The sequence below is a fragment of the Streptomyces pluripotens genome (assembly GCF_000802245.2).
Taxonomy (GTDB): Bacteria; Actinomycetota; Actinomycetes; order Streptomycetales; family Streptomycetaceae; genus Streptomyces; species Streptomyces pluripotens.
This window is the reverse complement of sequence record NZ_CP021080.1, coordinates 6489584-6504912: the sequence shown is the minus strand read 5'-3', so window position 1 is coordinate 6504912 and position 15329 is coordinate 6489584. Positions and strand designations below refer to the sequence as shown.

The 15329-nt window shown below is 70.0% G+C and carries 11 protein-coding genes and 1 riboswitch; of the genes, 2 read left to right on the top strand and 9 right to left on the bottom strand.

All coding sequences use genetic code 11. The annotated features are described in order from the left end of the window. Window positions 1–41 precede the first annotated feature (41 nt). The gene (locus LK06_RS28815) at window positions 42–2516 is read right to left on the bottom strand and encodes an ATP-binding protein (RefSeq protein ID WP_234367532.1); all 2475 of its coding nucleotides are present in this window, start codon (window positions 2514–2516) and stop codon (window positions 42–44) included. A gap of 539 nt (window positions 2517–3055) precedes the next feature. After that, on the bottom strand, window positions 3056–4249 hold the full coding sequence (locus LK06_RS28805) for an MBL fold metallo-hydrolase (RefSeq protein ID WP_039657469.1): 1194 nt from the start codon (window positions 4247–4249) through the stop codon (window positions 3056–3058). Window positions 4250–4706: 457 nt separating this feature from the next. Here LK06_RS28805 and LK06_RS28800 point away from each other — a divergent pair, with 457 nt between their 5' ends. Continuing rightward, entirely contained in the window at window positions 4707–5327 is a 621-nt protein-coding gene (locus tag LK06_RS28800; RefSeq protein ID WP_086083541.1) for a TetR/AcrR family transcriptional regulator, read from the top strand. 138 nt (window positions 5328–5465) lie between these two features. Here LK06_RS28800 and LK06_RS28795 read toward each other — a convergent pair whose 3' ends face one another. The 3 genes from LK06_RS28795 to LK06_RS28785 all read right to left on the bottom strand — a co-directional run bounded on the left by LK06_RS28795 (window position 5466) and on the right by LK06_RS28785 (window position 9996). Beyond that, on the bottom strand, window positions 5466–6251 hold the full coding sequence (locus LK06_RS28795; protein ID WP_039657473.1) for an SGNH/GDSL hydrolase family protein: 786 nt from the start codon (window positions 6249–6251) through the stop codon (window positions 5466–5468). A 292-nt stretch (window positions 6252–6543) separates the two neighbouring features. Then, a complete protein-coding gene (locus tag LK06_RS28790; protein WP_039657475.1) occupies window positions 6544–7455 on the bottom strand; it encodes a M23 family metallopeptidase in 912 nt (303 codons plus the stop codon). A 4-nt stretch (window positions 7456–7459) separates the two neighbouring features. Further along, window positions 7460–7612: riboswitch (cyclic di-AMP (ydaO/yuaA leader) on the bottom strand. Window positions 7613–7920: 308 nt separating this feature from the next. Next, on the bottom strand, window positions 7921–9996 hold the full coding sequence (locus tag LK06_RS28785; RefSeq protein WP_039657477.1) for an alpha-galactosidase: 2076 nt from the start codon (window positions 9994–9996) through the stop codon (window positions 7921–7923). 171 nt (window positions 9997–10167) lie between these two features. Between LK06_RS28785 and LK06_RS28780 the strand changes: the two genes are divergently transcribed. Next, window positions 10168–10965, top strand: a complete 798-nt coding sequence (locus LK06_RS28780; RefSeq protein ID WP_039657478.1) for a tyrosine-protein phosphatase — start codon at window positions 10168–10170, stop codon at window positions 10963–10965. A 58-nt stretch (window positions 10966–11023) separates the two neighbouring features. On the opposite strand, the gene LK06_RS28775 is transcribed toward LK06_RS28780, so the two are convergent. From LK06_RS28775 to dxs, 4 genes are all read right to left on the bottom strand, one after another. Beyond that, a complete protein-coding gene (locus tag LK06_RS28775) occupies window positions 11024–11146 on the bottom strand; it encodes a DUF6126 family protein (protein ID WP_039657480.1) in 123 nt (40 codons plus the stop codon). After that, window positions 11143–11766, bottom strand: a complete 624-nt coding sequence (locus LK06_RS28770) for a helix-turn-helix domain-containing protein (protein ID WP_039657482.1) — start codon at window positions 11764–11766, stop codon at window positions 11143–11145. Before LK06_RS28770 ends, LK06_RS28775 begins: the two co-directional genes overlap by 4 nt. 252 nt (window positions 11767–12018) lie before the next feature. Then, the gene (locus LK06_RS28765; protein ID WP_039657484.1) at window positions 12019–13404 is read right to left on the bottom strand and encodes an aspartate aminotransferase family protein; all 1386 of its coding nucleotides are present in this window, start codon (window positions 13402–13404) and stop codon (window positions 12019–12021) included. Beyond that, window positions 13401–15299, bottom strand: a complete 1899-nt coding sequence (gene dxs, locus LK06_RS28760) for a 1-deoxy-D-xylulose-5-phosphate synthase (protein WP_039657486.1) — start codon at window positions 15297–15299, stop codon at window positions 13401–13403. The genes LK06_RS28765 and dxs overlap by 4 nt, the downstream gene beginning before the upstream one ends. Window positions 15300–15329 lie beyond the last annotated feature (30 nt).

Here is a 15329-nt window from a genome sequence, read left to right as displayed (position 1 = left end):
AGCGCTGGGGTGAGGTGCCTGCGGGTGGGGGCAGGGGGCGATCAGCCGGCCGGGGCGCTCCCGTCCGTCCGGCTGGTGCCGCGGTTGCCTTCGGATGCGGGCCCGTGGGCGCGCGCCTGGAGTATGGGGGACGGGGTGATGTGTCCCGGGACTGTGTTGTCCGGGACCGTGTGCTCGGAGGTCGTGTGTTCGGAGGCCGCGTGGTCCGGGCGCAAGTGGTCGGGGGCCATGTGGCCGGAACCGCTGTGCTCCGACGCCCCGTAGCTCGGGTCCGTGAACCCAGGCGCCGCCTGGTCTGTGCCTCCGTGTCCGGACCGGGCATGCGCCGGTTCGGTGGACTCCGGTGCGGGGAACTGCAGATGCCCACCCCCAGTGTGTGCGGCATCCATGTGTACGGCATCCGCGTGGGACGCCGCCGAATGCAGGGACGGCATAGGGGAGGAGGTCATGTCTGCGGACCCCAGGTACGCCGGGGCAGCGTGGGGCGAGGCTGTGTGGGCCGGGCCCATGTGCTGCGGCTCCGCGTACGTCGACGCCCCGTACATCGGTTCTCCGCTGGGCGGCTCCTCGTACACTGCCTCCATGTGCTGCTGGGCCTCGGCGAGTCCGATGCCGCGCTGGAAGGCAGCCATCAGGCCCGGGTCATGGACCGCAACGCTGTCGCCCCCCTGGCGGGGCGCTGGGCCGCCGCGAAGCTCCGGCACGATGTGTTCCAGGGCGCGTCGGCGGGGCAGTTGGGGCTTGTCCTCGGTGCTGCATACGCTGCCGGCACGCGGAGTGGGCGCGATGCCCGCGTGGTTCTCGACCACCTGTCGGTCCTGGGCGTTGACGCCGGGCACGGCCTCCGCGGGGGTGGGGCGTGCCCCGCGCGCGCCCCGTACCGGCAGCGGGGCCGGAGCACCTGCCTTGCGCGCCCCCTCAACGTCTACGTCGCTGTCCCGCCCGGAGCCGCCTTCGGCGGCGTGCCGCCCGGAACTGCCCTCGGCACCCCGTCGGACGGGCCCGCGCTGGGCGTGCCGCCTTCGCCCACCCACTGGAGCCGATCCGGGACCAGCCCCCGCCCCGGCCCCCGCCCCGGCCCCCGCCCCGTCCGCCGCTCCGCCCCCGGTCGGGGGAGGGGACGCGGATCCTGCCGGGCGTTGGGGTTGCAGCTGGGACCGGGCGGGTTCATCGGCTTCCGGCTGGTCCTCGGTGACCCGAACGGGGGGCGGTACCGGCGGCTGCGCCTCCTGCACTTGCCGTGACGCACCGGTCCCAGCCGGGTCTTGTTCCGTCTCGGCCCCTTCCTCAGCCCCTCCGGAAGCGCCGGGCGCAGAGCCCAACAAAGCCTCCGGAATGACGAGTACGGCCTGCACGCCGCCGTAGATGTTGGTCTGCAGCCGCACCGTGATGCCGTGCCGGCGGGCGAGCTGGGAGACCACGTAGAGACCGATGCGGCCATCGGCCAGCAGGCTGGCGACGTTCACCTGGTCGGGGTCGGTGAGCAGGGTGTTCATCCGGTGCTGCTCGGCGGCAGGCATACCGAGCCCACGGTCCTCGACCTCCACGGCGAGTCCGGAGGTGACGAGGTTGGCGCGGAGCAGCACCTGAGTGTGCGGGGCGGAGAACACGGTTGCGTTCTCGACGAGTTCGGCGAGCAGATGAATGACGTCGGCGACGGCGTGACCGCGCAGTTCGCCGTCGATCGGCGGCGCCAGCTTGACCCGGGAGTACTGCTCGACCTCGGCGATGGCGGAACGCAGCACCTCGGTCATGTTCACCGGGTTGCTCCACTGGCGCCGGGAGACGGCGCCGCCGAGCACGGCGAGGTTCTCGGCGTGCCGCCGGATGCGGGTGGCCAGGTGGTCTACGTGGAACAGGCCCTTGAGCAGACCAGGGTCCTCGAACTCGTTCTCCAGCTCGTCGAGGATCGAGATCTCCCGGTGCACCAGGGACTGGAGTCGACGCGCGAGGTTGACGAACACCTCGAGCTTCTGCTCGCTGCCCGCCTGGCTGGAGAGCTGGGCAGCGCGCACGACGGCGGTGACGGCGCCGTCGTGCGCCCGGGCCAGGTCCGCGGCGAGCAGTTCGAAGTCGTCGGCACTGTCGGGCAGTCGGCGGCGTGAGTGGCGCTGCGGCGGGGTTTCTCCTTGACGCAACGCATCGACCAGGGCGTGCAGCTCGGCCTCACCGCGCGCTGCGGTGCGGCGCAGCGCGTCCACCCGGTCGGACACCGAGCGAGCGGCGCGGTCGGCGGCCACGGCGGCGATGAGGATGCCGGCGACGGTCACGGTGACCGCTCCGGCGAGCACGGCCCACAGGGTGGGGCCGGTGTGCGCACCGGCGGAGCGGACGCTGATCAGAACGGCGGCGGTGGCGCTGAGGGCGACCGCGAGGGGCGGCAGCACGGCGAGCCTCATGAGCTGGGGCCGTATGTGCGTTTCGGGCAGTGCGGGAGCGGGTCGCGCGACCGGCCGCCCGTGTCGGCCGCCCTCTCGGCGGTCGGCGCGGGCGGCCGGTGCTCGGAGGTGAGACATCTACGTCCTCGTACTGGTCCGTCGGCCTGTTCACGCGGTGCGCCATGCGGACATGCGTCATCGCGGCGTCGGCCGACGGGACCGGGGATCCGGCCGTGCGTCGCCCGACGGACACTCACAGTAGTTGCCTGCGCATCATGTGCGGTGGGCAGTTGACAAAGTCGCCCGCGGAGCGTCCCACTCTGGTATGAACCCTCGCACGAAGGACCGATAACCGAGTTGCGCTCTCCCGAGTGACGCGAAAGGCATCGAAAAGCAGCGATAGGAAACGGACAGAATCAGTCATCGTGACGAGGTGACACCCGGCAGGTCACACCGCTTCCGTCCTCCACCACCCGGCCGTTTCCGGCCGTTGTCCGCGCGCACTCCACGCCACACCGGGCGCCCCAGGTGCAGCACCGCCCCACCGCGACACGCGGGGCACATGCGGCGCTGCCCGGCCCTGGATCAGGCGTCAGCTCCCCCTACGTCCCGGCCGGGCACACAGATCCGCTGCGCCACGGGCCACTGGAGTGCCGGGGCCAATAAGGCTGCGACCCTCACCGCTCGCCGGCGAAGTCGAGATCGCCCCGGACAGATTCCAGTGCGGTGTCCCGCCCCACCGGACGGCGCCACGGGCGTGCGACGGGCGAAGACACCTCCCGCCACCAGGGGGCTGCGGGGAGTTCCCCAGCTGGCTGGAATGGCTCACCGGGCCGAGGCAGTGCCACCGCCTGGCCAGCCTCCTCCGCCGCGTCCTTCGTCCACTCCCCCGGCTCGACCCACGGGTGCGGGGCGAGGTTGAAGGTGCCCCAGTGGATCGGCAGCAGCACGCCGCGGGGCGCTCCGCCCTGCAGATCGAGGTGGGCCCGCAGCCCCTCCTCGGGCGTCATGTGGATGTCGGGCCAGAACTCGCTGTAGGCCCCGATCTGGATCATCGTGGCGTCGAACGGGCCGTGCGTGGTGCCGATGTCCCGGAAGCCCTCGAAATAGCCGGTGTCACCGCTGTGGTAGATCCGGTGCTCCTCGCCGATGACGGCCCAGGACGCCCAAAGGGTGTGCTGGGTGTTGCGCAGGCCCCGCCCGCAGAAGTGGCGGGCGGGAGTGGCAGTGAGCGTGAGCCCGCCGACCTTGGTGGACTCGTGCCAGTCCAGTTCGCGCAGCCGGTCCGGGCTGACGCCCCACGCTTCGAGGTGGGCCCCCACGCCGAGCGGCACGGCGAACAGGGTGTCCGTGCCAGCCAGTGCCTTGATGGTGGGCAGGTCCAAGTGATCGTAGTGGTCGTGCGAGATGACCACGACGTCGACCGGGCCGAGCGCAGCCAGCGGCAGCGGCACCGGGTGCAACCGCTGGGGCCCGATGAAGGGGAACGGAGAGCAGCGCTCACCCCAGACGGGATCGAACAGGACCCGGTGACCGTCGATCTCGGCGAGCACGCTGGAGTGGCCCATCCAGGTCAGCCGCAGTCCGGTGACGGGCGGCCCAGCGAGGTCGGCGAAGGTCGTGGGATGCACCGGGACGGTGCCCTGGGGAGCGCGCAGGGGGCGGGTCTCCTTGTCGAAGAACACCTTCGCGAAGTCCAGTGGCGAACCGGACGGCCGCAGGCGCGCGGGGCCTCCGGGATTCTGGAAGACACCGTCCCTGAAGTGCGGTGAGCGGCGGATGCGTGCCAGGCGCTCACCGCCCGGGTCCGCGCCGAAGGCCGCGGGCCGCAGTGCGCGCAGGCCGGAGCTCAGGGAACGCAGACCGGTCACGGTACCTCCAGGACGAAGTGACTGAGGTTCTCCATTATGGTCGGCCCCCGACGACAACCCGGTTCACCGGGGTCTCACCCCGCCTCTCGCCTCCGGCGCCGAAGGTCCGTCCCCACGTTGACAGGCCGGGGAAACGCTCCCGGCACTGACGTGCTGTTCAGTCATACTCGTCCCGGCACCCGCCCGCCCGCGCTCGCCCCGGAAGGCAGGACCGCTCCGGGCCCGAGCTGGGCGCATTCCCCGAGGAGGCCCCGTGGCCCCGCCCCGACGGGACGAACCCGCGCGCCGCCGGCCGCGCTCCGGTGGCGGACCGGCTGCCGGTGATCGCGTCACGCTTCGGCCGGTACCGGTGACTGGCCGCGGTGCGCCCGCCCACCGGGCGCCCCTGGACGGCCTGAACGTGCCTCGGGCGCCGGCCGCTTCGGCACCACCCACGACGACGGAATAGGGTGACCGCGTGGCGAGAGTGCGGTTGAGTGTGGCCGAGCGGCAAGAGGAACTCCTGCGCGCGGCCATCGAGCAGATCGAGGCGCGGGGTGTGGCAGCACTCAGGATCGCCGACGTGGCCGCAGCGCTCGGGGTGAGCAACGCACTGGTGCTCTACCACTTCTCGACGAAGGAGAAGCTGGTCGCCGCCGCGTTCGCGTACGCGGCCGAGGACGATCTCAGACATCTGCGCAAGCTGCTGGGACGACGGACCTCGGCACTGCGACGGCTGCGGGCCGCGGTGCGCTGGTACGCGCCGACCGGCCAGGCGAAGGGCTGGCGGCTGTGGATCGAGGGCTGGGCCGTTGCCCTGCGCGAGCCCGCCCTGCGGGAGGTCACCCGGAACCTGGACCGGCAGTGGAAGGCGGCGATCGCCGAGGTCATCACCGAGGGGGTCACGGTGGGGGAGTTCGCGTGTGCCGACCCGTCCGGTGCCGCGCTACGGCTGACCGCGCTGTTGGACGGGCTCGCGGTGCAACTGACGACGTATCCGGGCGCAGTGCCGCGGACTCGCGCCCGGGAATGGGCCGACGATGCACTGGCCCGCGAACTGGGTTTGGAACGGCAGGCGTTGACCGAGCGACGACGGTGAGCGCAGGCGCACCGTCCGGATACGGTGCGGCCCACAGCGACGGGATGCACGGCGACCGCGCCGTGCTGGACCACGCGCGTGGGCACGGCCGCGGGCCCGGACCACGCCCGCCCGGTCCGGGCCCGCGGCCTGCGGGTGTCACGCCACGGAGGCGATCCGCGTCCTGATGTCGTCGGGCGACAGCGCGCCCTTCGCCGTCACGTGATCGCCGGAGGACTCGCCGCGCAGCCGGCGGCCGATCCACGGCACGAGGAACTCACGGGCCCACTGGACGTCATCGCGCCGTACCTCCAGAGTTCCCCGGGGTGGCAGCGGTGGCCACGGCTGTTCCGGATCGGCCGGGACGTCGAGGCCGAGGACCTGGCCGGCGCGCAACGCCACGCGCGTGTGGCCCTCGGGGGAGAGGTGCAGCCGGTCGCTGTCCCAGGCCCTGCGGTCCTGCACGGACTTGAGGGACCACAGGTCGAGGACGGGGCAGCCGTAGCGGTCGGCGATGGCACGCACGTGTCCGTTGTAGGTGGCTATCTTGCCGCGCAGATGCTTGAGCACAGGGACGCCACGAGTGTCGAAGCCGGTCGTCACCATCACCGTGCCCGCAGCCTCGGTGAGCCGGACCACGGCCCGCTCGAACCGCTCGGCCACGTCGTCCGGGTCGGTACCGGGGCGGATGATGTCGTTGCCGCCCGCGCAGAGGGAAATCAGGTCCGGGGCCAGCTCGACGGCTCTTGGGAGTTGATCAGCCACGATCTGGTCCAGCAGCTTCCCGCGCACGGCGAGGTTGGTGTATTGGAAGTCGCCCTCGGGACGCCGGTCTGCGAGCAGCACCGCGAGCCGGTCGGCCCAGCCCACGAACGCCCCGTCGGGGCCGGGATCGCCGACGCCCTCGGTGAAGCTGTCCCCCACCGCTGCGTACGACCCGATCACTGATCTGTTGTCATTCTTCGAATCGTCAACCACATCGGACCATGATTCACCTCCGGATGTGACCTACGCGACCGTAGGCAGGGGTTGACGGGCGGTGAGATGAGCCACTCCCTGGTGTGGTGCGATCCAGGAATACGGCCACCTCTGAACGCGTTGAATGCGTGATCGCCGCGCCAGGGGGGTGCCGGAGGTATCGGAGGCCGGCCCCCGAACATCGGAGGCCGGCCCCCGGTTCGAGACCCGGGCGAGTGGTCCAGGACAGGAGGGTCGCGTAGCTGGGGCGGGAGATTCCTCAGCCCACTGCGACGCCGTGCTGGCGCAGGTACCCGACCGGATCGACGTCGGAGCCATAGTTCGGCGTGGTGCGGATCTCGAAGTGCAGGTGCGGGCCGGTCACGTTTCCGGTGGCACCGGACAGGCCGATCTGCTGGCCTTCGGACACCGTTTGGCCGGCCGAGACGGAGAGCTGGGAGAGGTGGGCGTACTGGGCGTAGTAGCCGTCGTTCAGCCTGATGACGACCTGGTTGCCGTAGGCACCTCCCCAGCCGGCCGCGACGACCGTGCCTGCGGCCACGGCCTTCACGGAGGTGCCGGTCGGGACGACGAAGTCGACACCGGTGTGGTAGCCGCTCGACCACATGCTGCCGGCCACGTGGTAGCCGGTGCCGATGGCGGCACCGGTCACCGGGAGGGTGTAGCCGGTGGAGGCGGCTGTCACGGCGGTGGAGCCGGATGACGGGGAGACCGGAGCCGCCTGCGACGTGGCGGACCGCGGGGCGCCCGGGGACGCTGAGGTCCCGGTGGTGTGCTGGGGGGTGGCGGACCCGGTACGGGCCTGCGCGCCGAGCGTGAGCCTCAGGCCCGGGTGGATCAGCGACGGGTCGCCGCCGATGGCCTGCCGGTTGTCGTCGTAGAGCCGGTGCCATCCGCCACGGACATGCTGCCTGTCGGCGATCACCGAAAGGCAGTCGCCGGGCTTCACCGTGTAGTGACGCACACCTGGACTCGGCTGGGCGGCCTCCTTCACCACAGTCGGAAGGGATCGCATGGCCCCGGCGGAAACGGACTGCGACGCGGGGGCCGCGTGCGCTCCGGTGGCCCCGATGAGCGGGAGGGCCAGCGCGGCCCCGCCGGTTCCGGCGGCAGCGACGGAGCGGGAAAGACGCTGGGTCTTGGGACGTCGGTGCTTACCCTTCGCGGGCATGGCGCATTCCTCTCCGGCGCCTGCGAGGTCAGCTGTCGGGTTCGGGCTGGAGCTGCCCGGCCGCGGTGTGCGGCTGCACCCCTGGCCTGTCACGGAGACCGGACAGGCAGTCGTACCTGGTGGGTCCCCCGCTCCTGCCGAACACGGGTCAAGTGTGGGGACTCCGGGCGGCGGCAGGACTCGGCGTTCCGTCCGGATTGGTGGCGAACGTAAGGGAGTGGGACGCACGGAAACAAGCAGCCGGTTCCCGCCGGTCACGAATCCGGTGATCAAAGACGGAAACCACCGTCACTCTCCGTGAATTCCCGCCGCCTACGTCCTTGCAATTCCCCTTCAAAACAAGCGAATTACAGAAACATGACACACGACGTACGGTCACGAATATGATGCTCCTCACGCAACGGCGCACCATGACCCCCTATTCCATGGCGAGTTAGAGCGAAGGCTGCAATTCGGGTAGAAAGCTCAGATGCGACGCAGACGGAGAACCGTCGCATCCAGGTCGCCACGCAGCCCGGTTCGCAGTCCGCCATGGAGCAGGACAGCGCCCCTGTGCACTTCGCCCGTTTCGCGGCATTCATAGGAAGCCGTCGGATCGAGTCCCCGCAACCGCAGCGCTGGAACCGGCTCGCCATAGCCCTGCGCCTGCAGCCAGGCCAAGATCACGACCTCCTGCCCCAGGACGTACTGGACCGCACTCAGCCCGCCCGTCGGGGGCCTGAGCCGGTACAGCTCGCCACGCTGGACCACCGGACGGATCCGCTTGTACAGCTCCACCCACAGCCGGGCCTCGGCCAGCTCCTCCGCACTCCACCGCACCAGGTCGCCACCCACGCCGAGCACCCCGGCCATGGCGCTGACGAAACGGAACCGCAGCGTACTCACCCTGCCGTTGAGCTGGGTATTCGGACTGTCCGTGACCCAGGCGGCCATGACCCGGGCGGGGTGGATCTGACTGAAGCCGTACTGAATGACCAGCCGGTCCAGTGGGTCGGTGTTGTCGGAGGTCCACACTTGGTCGGTGCGGCTCATCACTGCGAGGTCGATCCGGCCACCACCACCGGAGCAGGACTCGAAGGCGACCGCGGGGTGGGCCGCGCGCAACCGGTCCACCAGGGCGTACAGGGCACGCACGTGGTCCACCCACAGATGCTGCGGATACGGCTCCCCGGGCCAGCCGGCATCGGTGAAGCAGCGGTTGAAGTCCCACTTCACATAGTCGATCGGAGCACTCGACAACAGTGCGTCCAACTGCTCCCACAGATATTCCTGGACGTCCTCTCGGGCCAAGTTGAGGACGAGTTGATTGCGCAGCTCCGTCCGCTTACGTCCCATTTGGTATTGCACCCAGTCCGGGTGGGCGCGATAGAGATCGCTGTCCGGATTGACCATCTCCGGCTCGACCCAGACACCGAACTGCATGCCGAGTCCATGTACCTGGTCGGCGAGGGGCTTGAGGCCGCGCGGGAAGCGGTCGGGGGCGGCGGTCCAGTCACCGAGCCCGGCGCGGTCGCTGGTGCGGGCACCGAACCATCCGTCGTCCACCACGAACAGCTCGACGCCGATGCCGGCGGCCCGGCGGGCCAGGGCGGCCTGTTGCTCCTCGCAGATGTCGAAACCGGTGGCCTCCCAGGAGTTGAAGAGGACGGGCCGGTCCCGCTCCGCGTCGGGGATGATGTGAGCACGCTGGTACGCGTGCCAGGTACGACTGGCCCCGCCGAAGCCACCACCGCTCCACAGGCCCGCGAAGACCGGGGTGGTGTACGACTCCCCCGACCGAAGGAGCAGCAGGCCGGAGTCGTCGTAGCCGGCGCCACCGGTGATCTGCACGCGCGCGTCAGGGAGTTGGGCGACCGCGATGCGCCAAGAGCCGGACCAGCCCAGCGCACAGCCGTACACCTCGCCGTGCTCCTCGGTGGCATCGGTGTCGAGTGCGACCCAGGGCAGGTGCTGGTGGCCGGTGTGGCCCCGACGGCTACCGATGACCTTCTCGCCATAGGTGAGCGCCGAGGTAACGAGCCGGGACTCCGCCGCCCACCGACCGTGCAGCTGGGACAGCCGCCAACCCTCACGGTCGGGGAGCGTCCAGGTGGCGGCGTCGGCCCGCAGCAACTCCACCCCGGTGTGCCCGCCGTTCGCCAGGGTGACCCAGCGCTCGACGACATCACCGCGCATCCGGTAGTGCAGGGTGATCCCCAGCCCGCCGTCGTCGAAGCGGAGCCGCAGTTCTCCCCCTCCCCCGGCCTCGTACGACACGAAGCGCCACTCGGTGCCGCGCCGTTCCCTGGTGCGCGCGGACAGGGCGGGGCGGACGAAGCGGGGGCCGCCCTCGACCGGGTATTCCTCGCGGCCGTCGAGCGGGGACTCGAAGGGCCGGTAGACGGGCAGCGGACAGACCGCCAGCTCCTCGGCGTCCGCGAGCGCGATCCGCGGCCCCCAGTGGAGGTGCAAGAGTTCATCCGCCCCGGTGAGATGCAGCGCATAACTGCTGGCGGGCCCTGACAGGAGCCAGGTACGTCCGTCTTCGGCGATCTCCACCATCGAAACCCCACAGGTGTCAACAAATCCGACCGAGTCTGAACATCATCAGGCCGTCTCGCTCGCGTGGCAATGCCCTGTGGACAACTCATTGCCTGAGGAAATCGATGTCGTATGGTCGACAGTGCGCCCGTCGACGAGCCGCGCCGGCGGGGCCGATTGGGAGGAGCCCCCGTGACGCAGCAGGTCCCGTCGACCGAGCCGGAGCTGACCGGCGTGCGCAATTTCCGTGACGTGGGCGGACTGCCGACCGTGCATGGACGGCGGGTGCGCCACGGCATGCTGTTCCGCAGCGGGCACCTGGCGCACGCGACGGGGGACGACGCGACCTTCCTCGCCTCCCTGGGCTTGCACACGGTCTTCGACTTCCGCAACGCGGCCGACCAGAAGCTGGAGGGCCCCGACGTCGAACTCCCCGGCGTACGGAACGTGAACCTGCCCTTGAGTGACCCGGCGGACGGAGCCGAGTTCTGGAAGTTGGTCCGCGACGGCGACCTCAACCAGCTGCGCGCGATCCTGGACGACGGCAAGGGGGCAGCCCGGATGGTCGCCTCGTACCGGGCCATCGTCGTAGAACGCACCAGCGAGCACTCGCAGGTGCTGCACGCGCTCGCCGAGGACAGTGTGCCCGCACTGATGCACTGCGCGGCGGGCAAGGACCGCGCAGGCATCTCCATAGCGGTCACGCTCCTCGCGGTGGGTGTGGAACGCGAGGCGATCGTCGCCGACTACCTGGAGTCCAACGCCAAGCACCGCCGCTACAAGGTCCACCGCAGCGGCAGCGCGGAGACCGCGTACAGCGCTGAGGTGATGGATCTGCTCAGTCCGATGTTCGAAGCGCGCGCCGAGTATCTGCAGGCAGCTTTCGCGAGCATCGAGGACACCTGGGGCGGGGTCGACCTCTACCTGGAGCAGGGTCTCGGCCTCTCCGCAGAGACCCGGGACCGGCTGCGTGAGCGCCTGCTGGACTGACCGGACCCCGCCGGTCAGTCCAGCAGGCAGCCGGCGGGACTGCACCCGGCCCACCGGCTCAACCCTTCGCGCCCACCGCGAACAGCAGGTAGAGGAATGCGGCGAGGACATGGCCGAGGGCGATGTAGATGATCAGCCGGACCCACAGGGCACGGGGGAACTTGGTCTCAAAATCGCTCATGGCAGTTCTCCGTTCAGCGGCCCCAGGCACAGCGCGGCCGTGGGACTCTGCAACAAGGTGTGGACGAACAGCAGTTCCACGCCGTCGTGGCCCTCGGCGGCGAGGCGGTGCGGGGTGAGCGAGTCGAAGTGCGCACTGTCCCCGGACCCGAGCAGGTGCGCGGTGTCGCCAAGGCCCAACCGGAGGCGCCCCTTGAGGACGTAGAGCCATTCCTCACCCGGGTGGACGCGCACGATGTCACCCTGGGAGCCGTACGGCACGTGGACGCGCAGGGCCTGCATACCGCGTCCAGGCGCCCCGGCCTGCACGTAGGTCCAGCCGCCTGCCCGGGTCGGCTCCATCTCTGCGGCGCGCACAATCGCCTCCCGGTCGGCGACCGTCTCGCCGAGCAGTTCGGAGACGGTCGTACCGTAGGTACGGGCGAGTGCGAGAAGCATCGGCAGAGAGGGCTGGCGGTGCCCGGTTTCCAGACGGGAGAGATGGGCTGGCGAGAGCCCAACTGTTCGGGCAGCGGCCTCCAGGGTGAGGCCGGATCGTCGGCGCAGTGCGCGCAGCTGCGGAGCGACGGCGGTCAGCTGGTCAACTTGATCCGCCGCCCGCTCGCCTTCTGGGGCGTTCATGCCTCCATTGAGCCCGATAAGTTGCCCGTACGGCAATTTTCTTGCCTTTTAGGCAAAAGTCCCCCGAATACCCTGAGGAGTCCAGCCCCCGCCGCGACATCCACCCACGTCGACACAGCACACCACGAGGACCGTCCCGGGACTGTTCGGACGGACCGCCGCCGTCACGGTCCTGCAACCGTTCTGCCTCCCTCCCCCGCGGCCCGGCTCCGCACGCCCGGGACGGAGCGCAGCCACCCCGGGGGCGGGGCCCTAACGGTTCGCCACCGCCTGCTTGATCAGTGTCCTGCCGAAGTCCCACATCAGGCTGCCGCCTCCGTGTGCGTCGTCCATCACCGCGGTGAAGGCGTCCAGGAAACGGTCCACATCGGCCGCGTCGACAATCAGTGGCGGGATCAGCTTGATCACCTCCAGGTGATCGCCGGAGACCTGGGTGAGGATCCGGTGCCGCTGCAGCAGCGGTACGACGACCATCTGGGCGAACAGGCCCTTGCGTGCCGCCTGGAGCATGGTCCAGCGGCTGCGCAGCTTCAGCGAGGACGGCCTGCCGAACTCGATGCCGATCATCAGGCCCCGGCCGCGGACGTCGGCGATCAACTCGTACTTCTCGGTCAGCGCGGCGAGCCGGGACCTGAGCAGTTCGCCGGTCCTCCGCACATGGGCGACAATGCGCTCGTTCTCCATGACCGACAGCACGGCCAGACCGGCCGCCATCGCCTGGGCATTGGAGCCGAAGCTCGCCGAGTGGACCAGTACCCGGTCCATGGACGAGAACACCTTCTTGAAGATCCAGTCCTTGCCGAGGGTCGCACCGACCGGGACGTAACCGCCGGAGAGCGCCTTGGCCACACACAGCAGGTCGGGTTCGACACCCTCCTCGTGCTGGTAGGCGTAGAAGTCGCCGGTGCGGCCCAGCCCGGTCTGCACCTCGTCGGCGATGAGCAGCGCCCCCTGCCGGTGGAGCAGATCCTGGGCGGCGCGCAGATAGCCGGGAGGTGCCTCGTGCACGCCCTTGCCTTGGATCGGCTCGACGATCAGAGCGGCCACATCACCCCTCTTCAGCTCCCGTGCGAGGGAGTCGAGATCCCCGAGGGGTACGGCGGTGTCGGGCAGCAGGGGGGCGAAGCCGTCGCGGAAGCCCTGCTCCCCGTTGACCGACAGCGAACCGGTGGTTAGGCCGTGGAAGGCGTGGTGGCAGTAGAGGATGCGCGGCCTGCCGGTTGCGTAGCGGGCGAACTTCAACGCCGTCTCAACCGCTTCGGTGCCGCTGTTACCGAAGAAGACCCGATCCAGGTGCGGACTGTGAGCGAGGAGACGCTCGGCGAGCAGGCCGGGCAGGGGCGGGCAGTCGAAGCGGGTGAGATCGGCCAGGTCCAGGTCCAGGACGTCGTGCAGTGCCTTGCGGACGACCGGGTGGTGACGACCCAGGCCCATCACACCGAACCCGGCGAGCATGTCCAGGTAGTCGTTTCCCTCAGCATCGAAGAAGTGGGCGCCCTCGGCGCGCTCGTAGACCCTGTCGAAGCCGATGGTGTGCAGCATGCGCGGAAGCTGCGGGTTCAGGTACCTGCTGTGCAGCTCGTAGCGTTCGGCTCCGCGCTCGGCGATCAGCGCGCCGAGGTCGAACTCGCTGGTCATTCCATCTCCTTGGCTGTGCCGACGGCGTCCCTTACGGCCAGGCTCGCGCTGATCCGCCCGGCGATCTCGACGGGCGTGAGGCCGATGTCGGCCAGTACCTCGCCGCGCTTGGCGTGGGTGAGGAACTGCTCCGGGATGCCGAACCGCCGCACCGGCACGTCCACATCGGCATCGCCGAGCGCAAGCGCGACTGCCGAACCGACGCCAGCTGCACGGCTGTTGTCCTCGACGACGGCGACCAGGCGGTGCCCGGCGGCGAGAGCGGGCAGTGCGGGATCGACGGGTTTGACCCACCGGGGATCCACCACCGTGCACTCGATGCCACCGGCCGCCAGCAGATCGGCGGCCTGCAGGCACACCGATGCCATCACCCCGACGGCCACCAGGAGCACCTCGGGGTGCTCGGCACGGTGCAGGACGTCCATGCCGCCGACCTGGCCGACTGCTGGAATCCGGGGGCCGACTGTCTCCTTGGGGAAGCGGACCACCGTGGGCGCGTCGTCCACGGCGACCGCCTCGCGCAACTGCGCCCGCAGTTGGTCGGCGTCGCGCGGGGCGGCGATCCGCAGTCCGGGAACGACTTGGAGGACGGACATGTCCCACATGCCGTTGTGCGAGGCGCCGTCGACACCGGTGACGCCGGCCCGGTCCAGTACGAACGTCACCCCGCAACGGTGCAGGGCGACGTCCATCAACAGCTGGTCGAAGGCACGGTTGAGGAAGGTGGCGTAGACGGCGACAACCGGGTGCAGGCCACCGGTGGCGAGGCCTGCCGCGGAGACGGCCGCGTGTTGTTCGGCGATGCCCACGTCCCACACCCGGTCAGGGAAACGCTCGGCGAACCCGGCCAGACCGACCGGACGCAGCATGGCCGCCGTGATCGCGACGATGTCGTCCCGTTCCGCACCGATCTTCACGATCTCGTCGCCGAACACCGAGGTCCAGGACGGCCCGCTCGACGGTGTGAGCGGCACGCAGGTGAGCGGGTCCATCACGCCGACGGTGTGGAAGTGGTCCTCCTCGTGGGCCAGGGCCGGCTCGTAGCCGCGGCCCTTCTCCGTGAGGCAGTGCACCAGGACAGGACCGTGGAAACGTCTGGCGCGGCGCAGCGCCGACTCCACGGCACCGATGTCGTGCCCGTCGATCGGGCCGACGTACTTCAGGCCCAGGTCCTCGAACAGGCCCTGCGGGGCGAAGGCGTCCTTGAAGCCCTTCTTCGCACCGTGCAGGGACTCGTAGATGGTGCCGCCGACGACGGGGGTCCTCAGCAGTACGTCCTTTCCCCAGGCCAGGAACTTCTCGTAGCTGTCGGTGGTGCGCAGGGTGGCCAGGTGATTGGCGAGACCGCCGATGGTGGGCGCGTACGAACGCTCGTTGTCGTTGACGACGATGATGAGCGGACGGTCCTTGGCAGCCGCGATGTTGTTCAGCGCTTCCCAGGCCATGCCGCCGGTCAGCGCACCGTCGCCGATCACCGCGACGACATGCCCTCTCTCGCCCCGTACCTGGTCGGCCTTGGCGAGGCCGTCGGCCCAGCCGAGTGCCGTGGAGGCGTGGCTGTTCTCGATGACGTCGTGTGCGGATTCCTCGCGCGAGGGGTAACCGGACAGACCGCCCTTGCCGCGCAGTTTGGAAAAGTCCTGTCGTCCCGTCAGCAGTTTGTGGACATAGCTCTGGTGCCCGGTGTCCCACAGGATGCGGTCGACCGGCGACTCGAAGACCCGGTGGAGTGCGATGGACAGTTCCACCACTCCCAGGTTAGGGCCGAGGTGCCCGCCGGTCCTCGACACCGCGTGCACCAGGAACTCGCGTATTTCATCCGATAGTTCAGCGAGTTCCGTCTCGGACAGCGCCTTCAGGTCGCGTGGTCCCCGGATCGACTCCAGAATCGTCACGCTCGGCCCCCTCTCGGTTGGTGCCTTGCC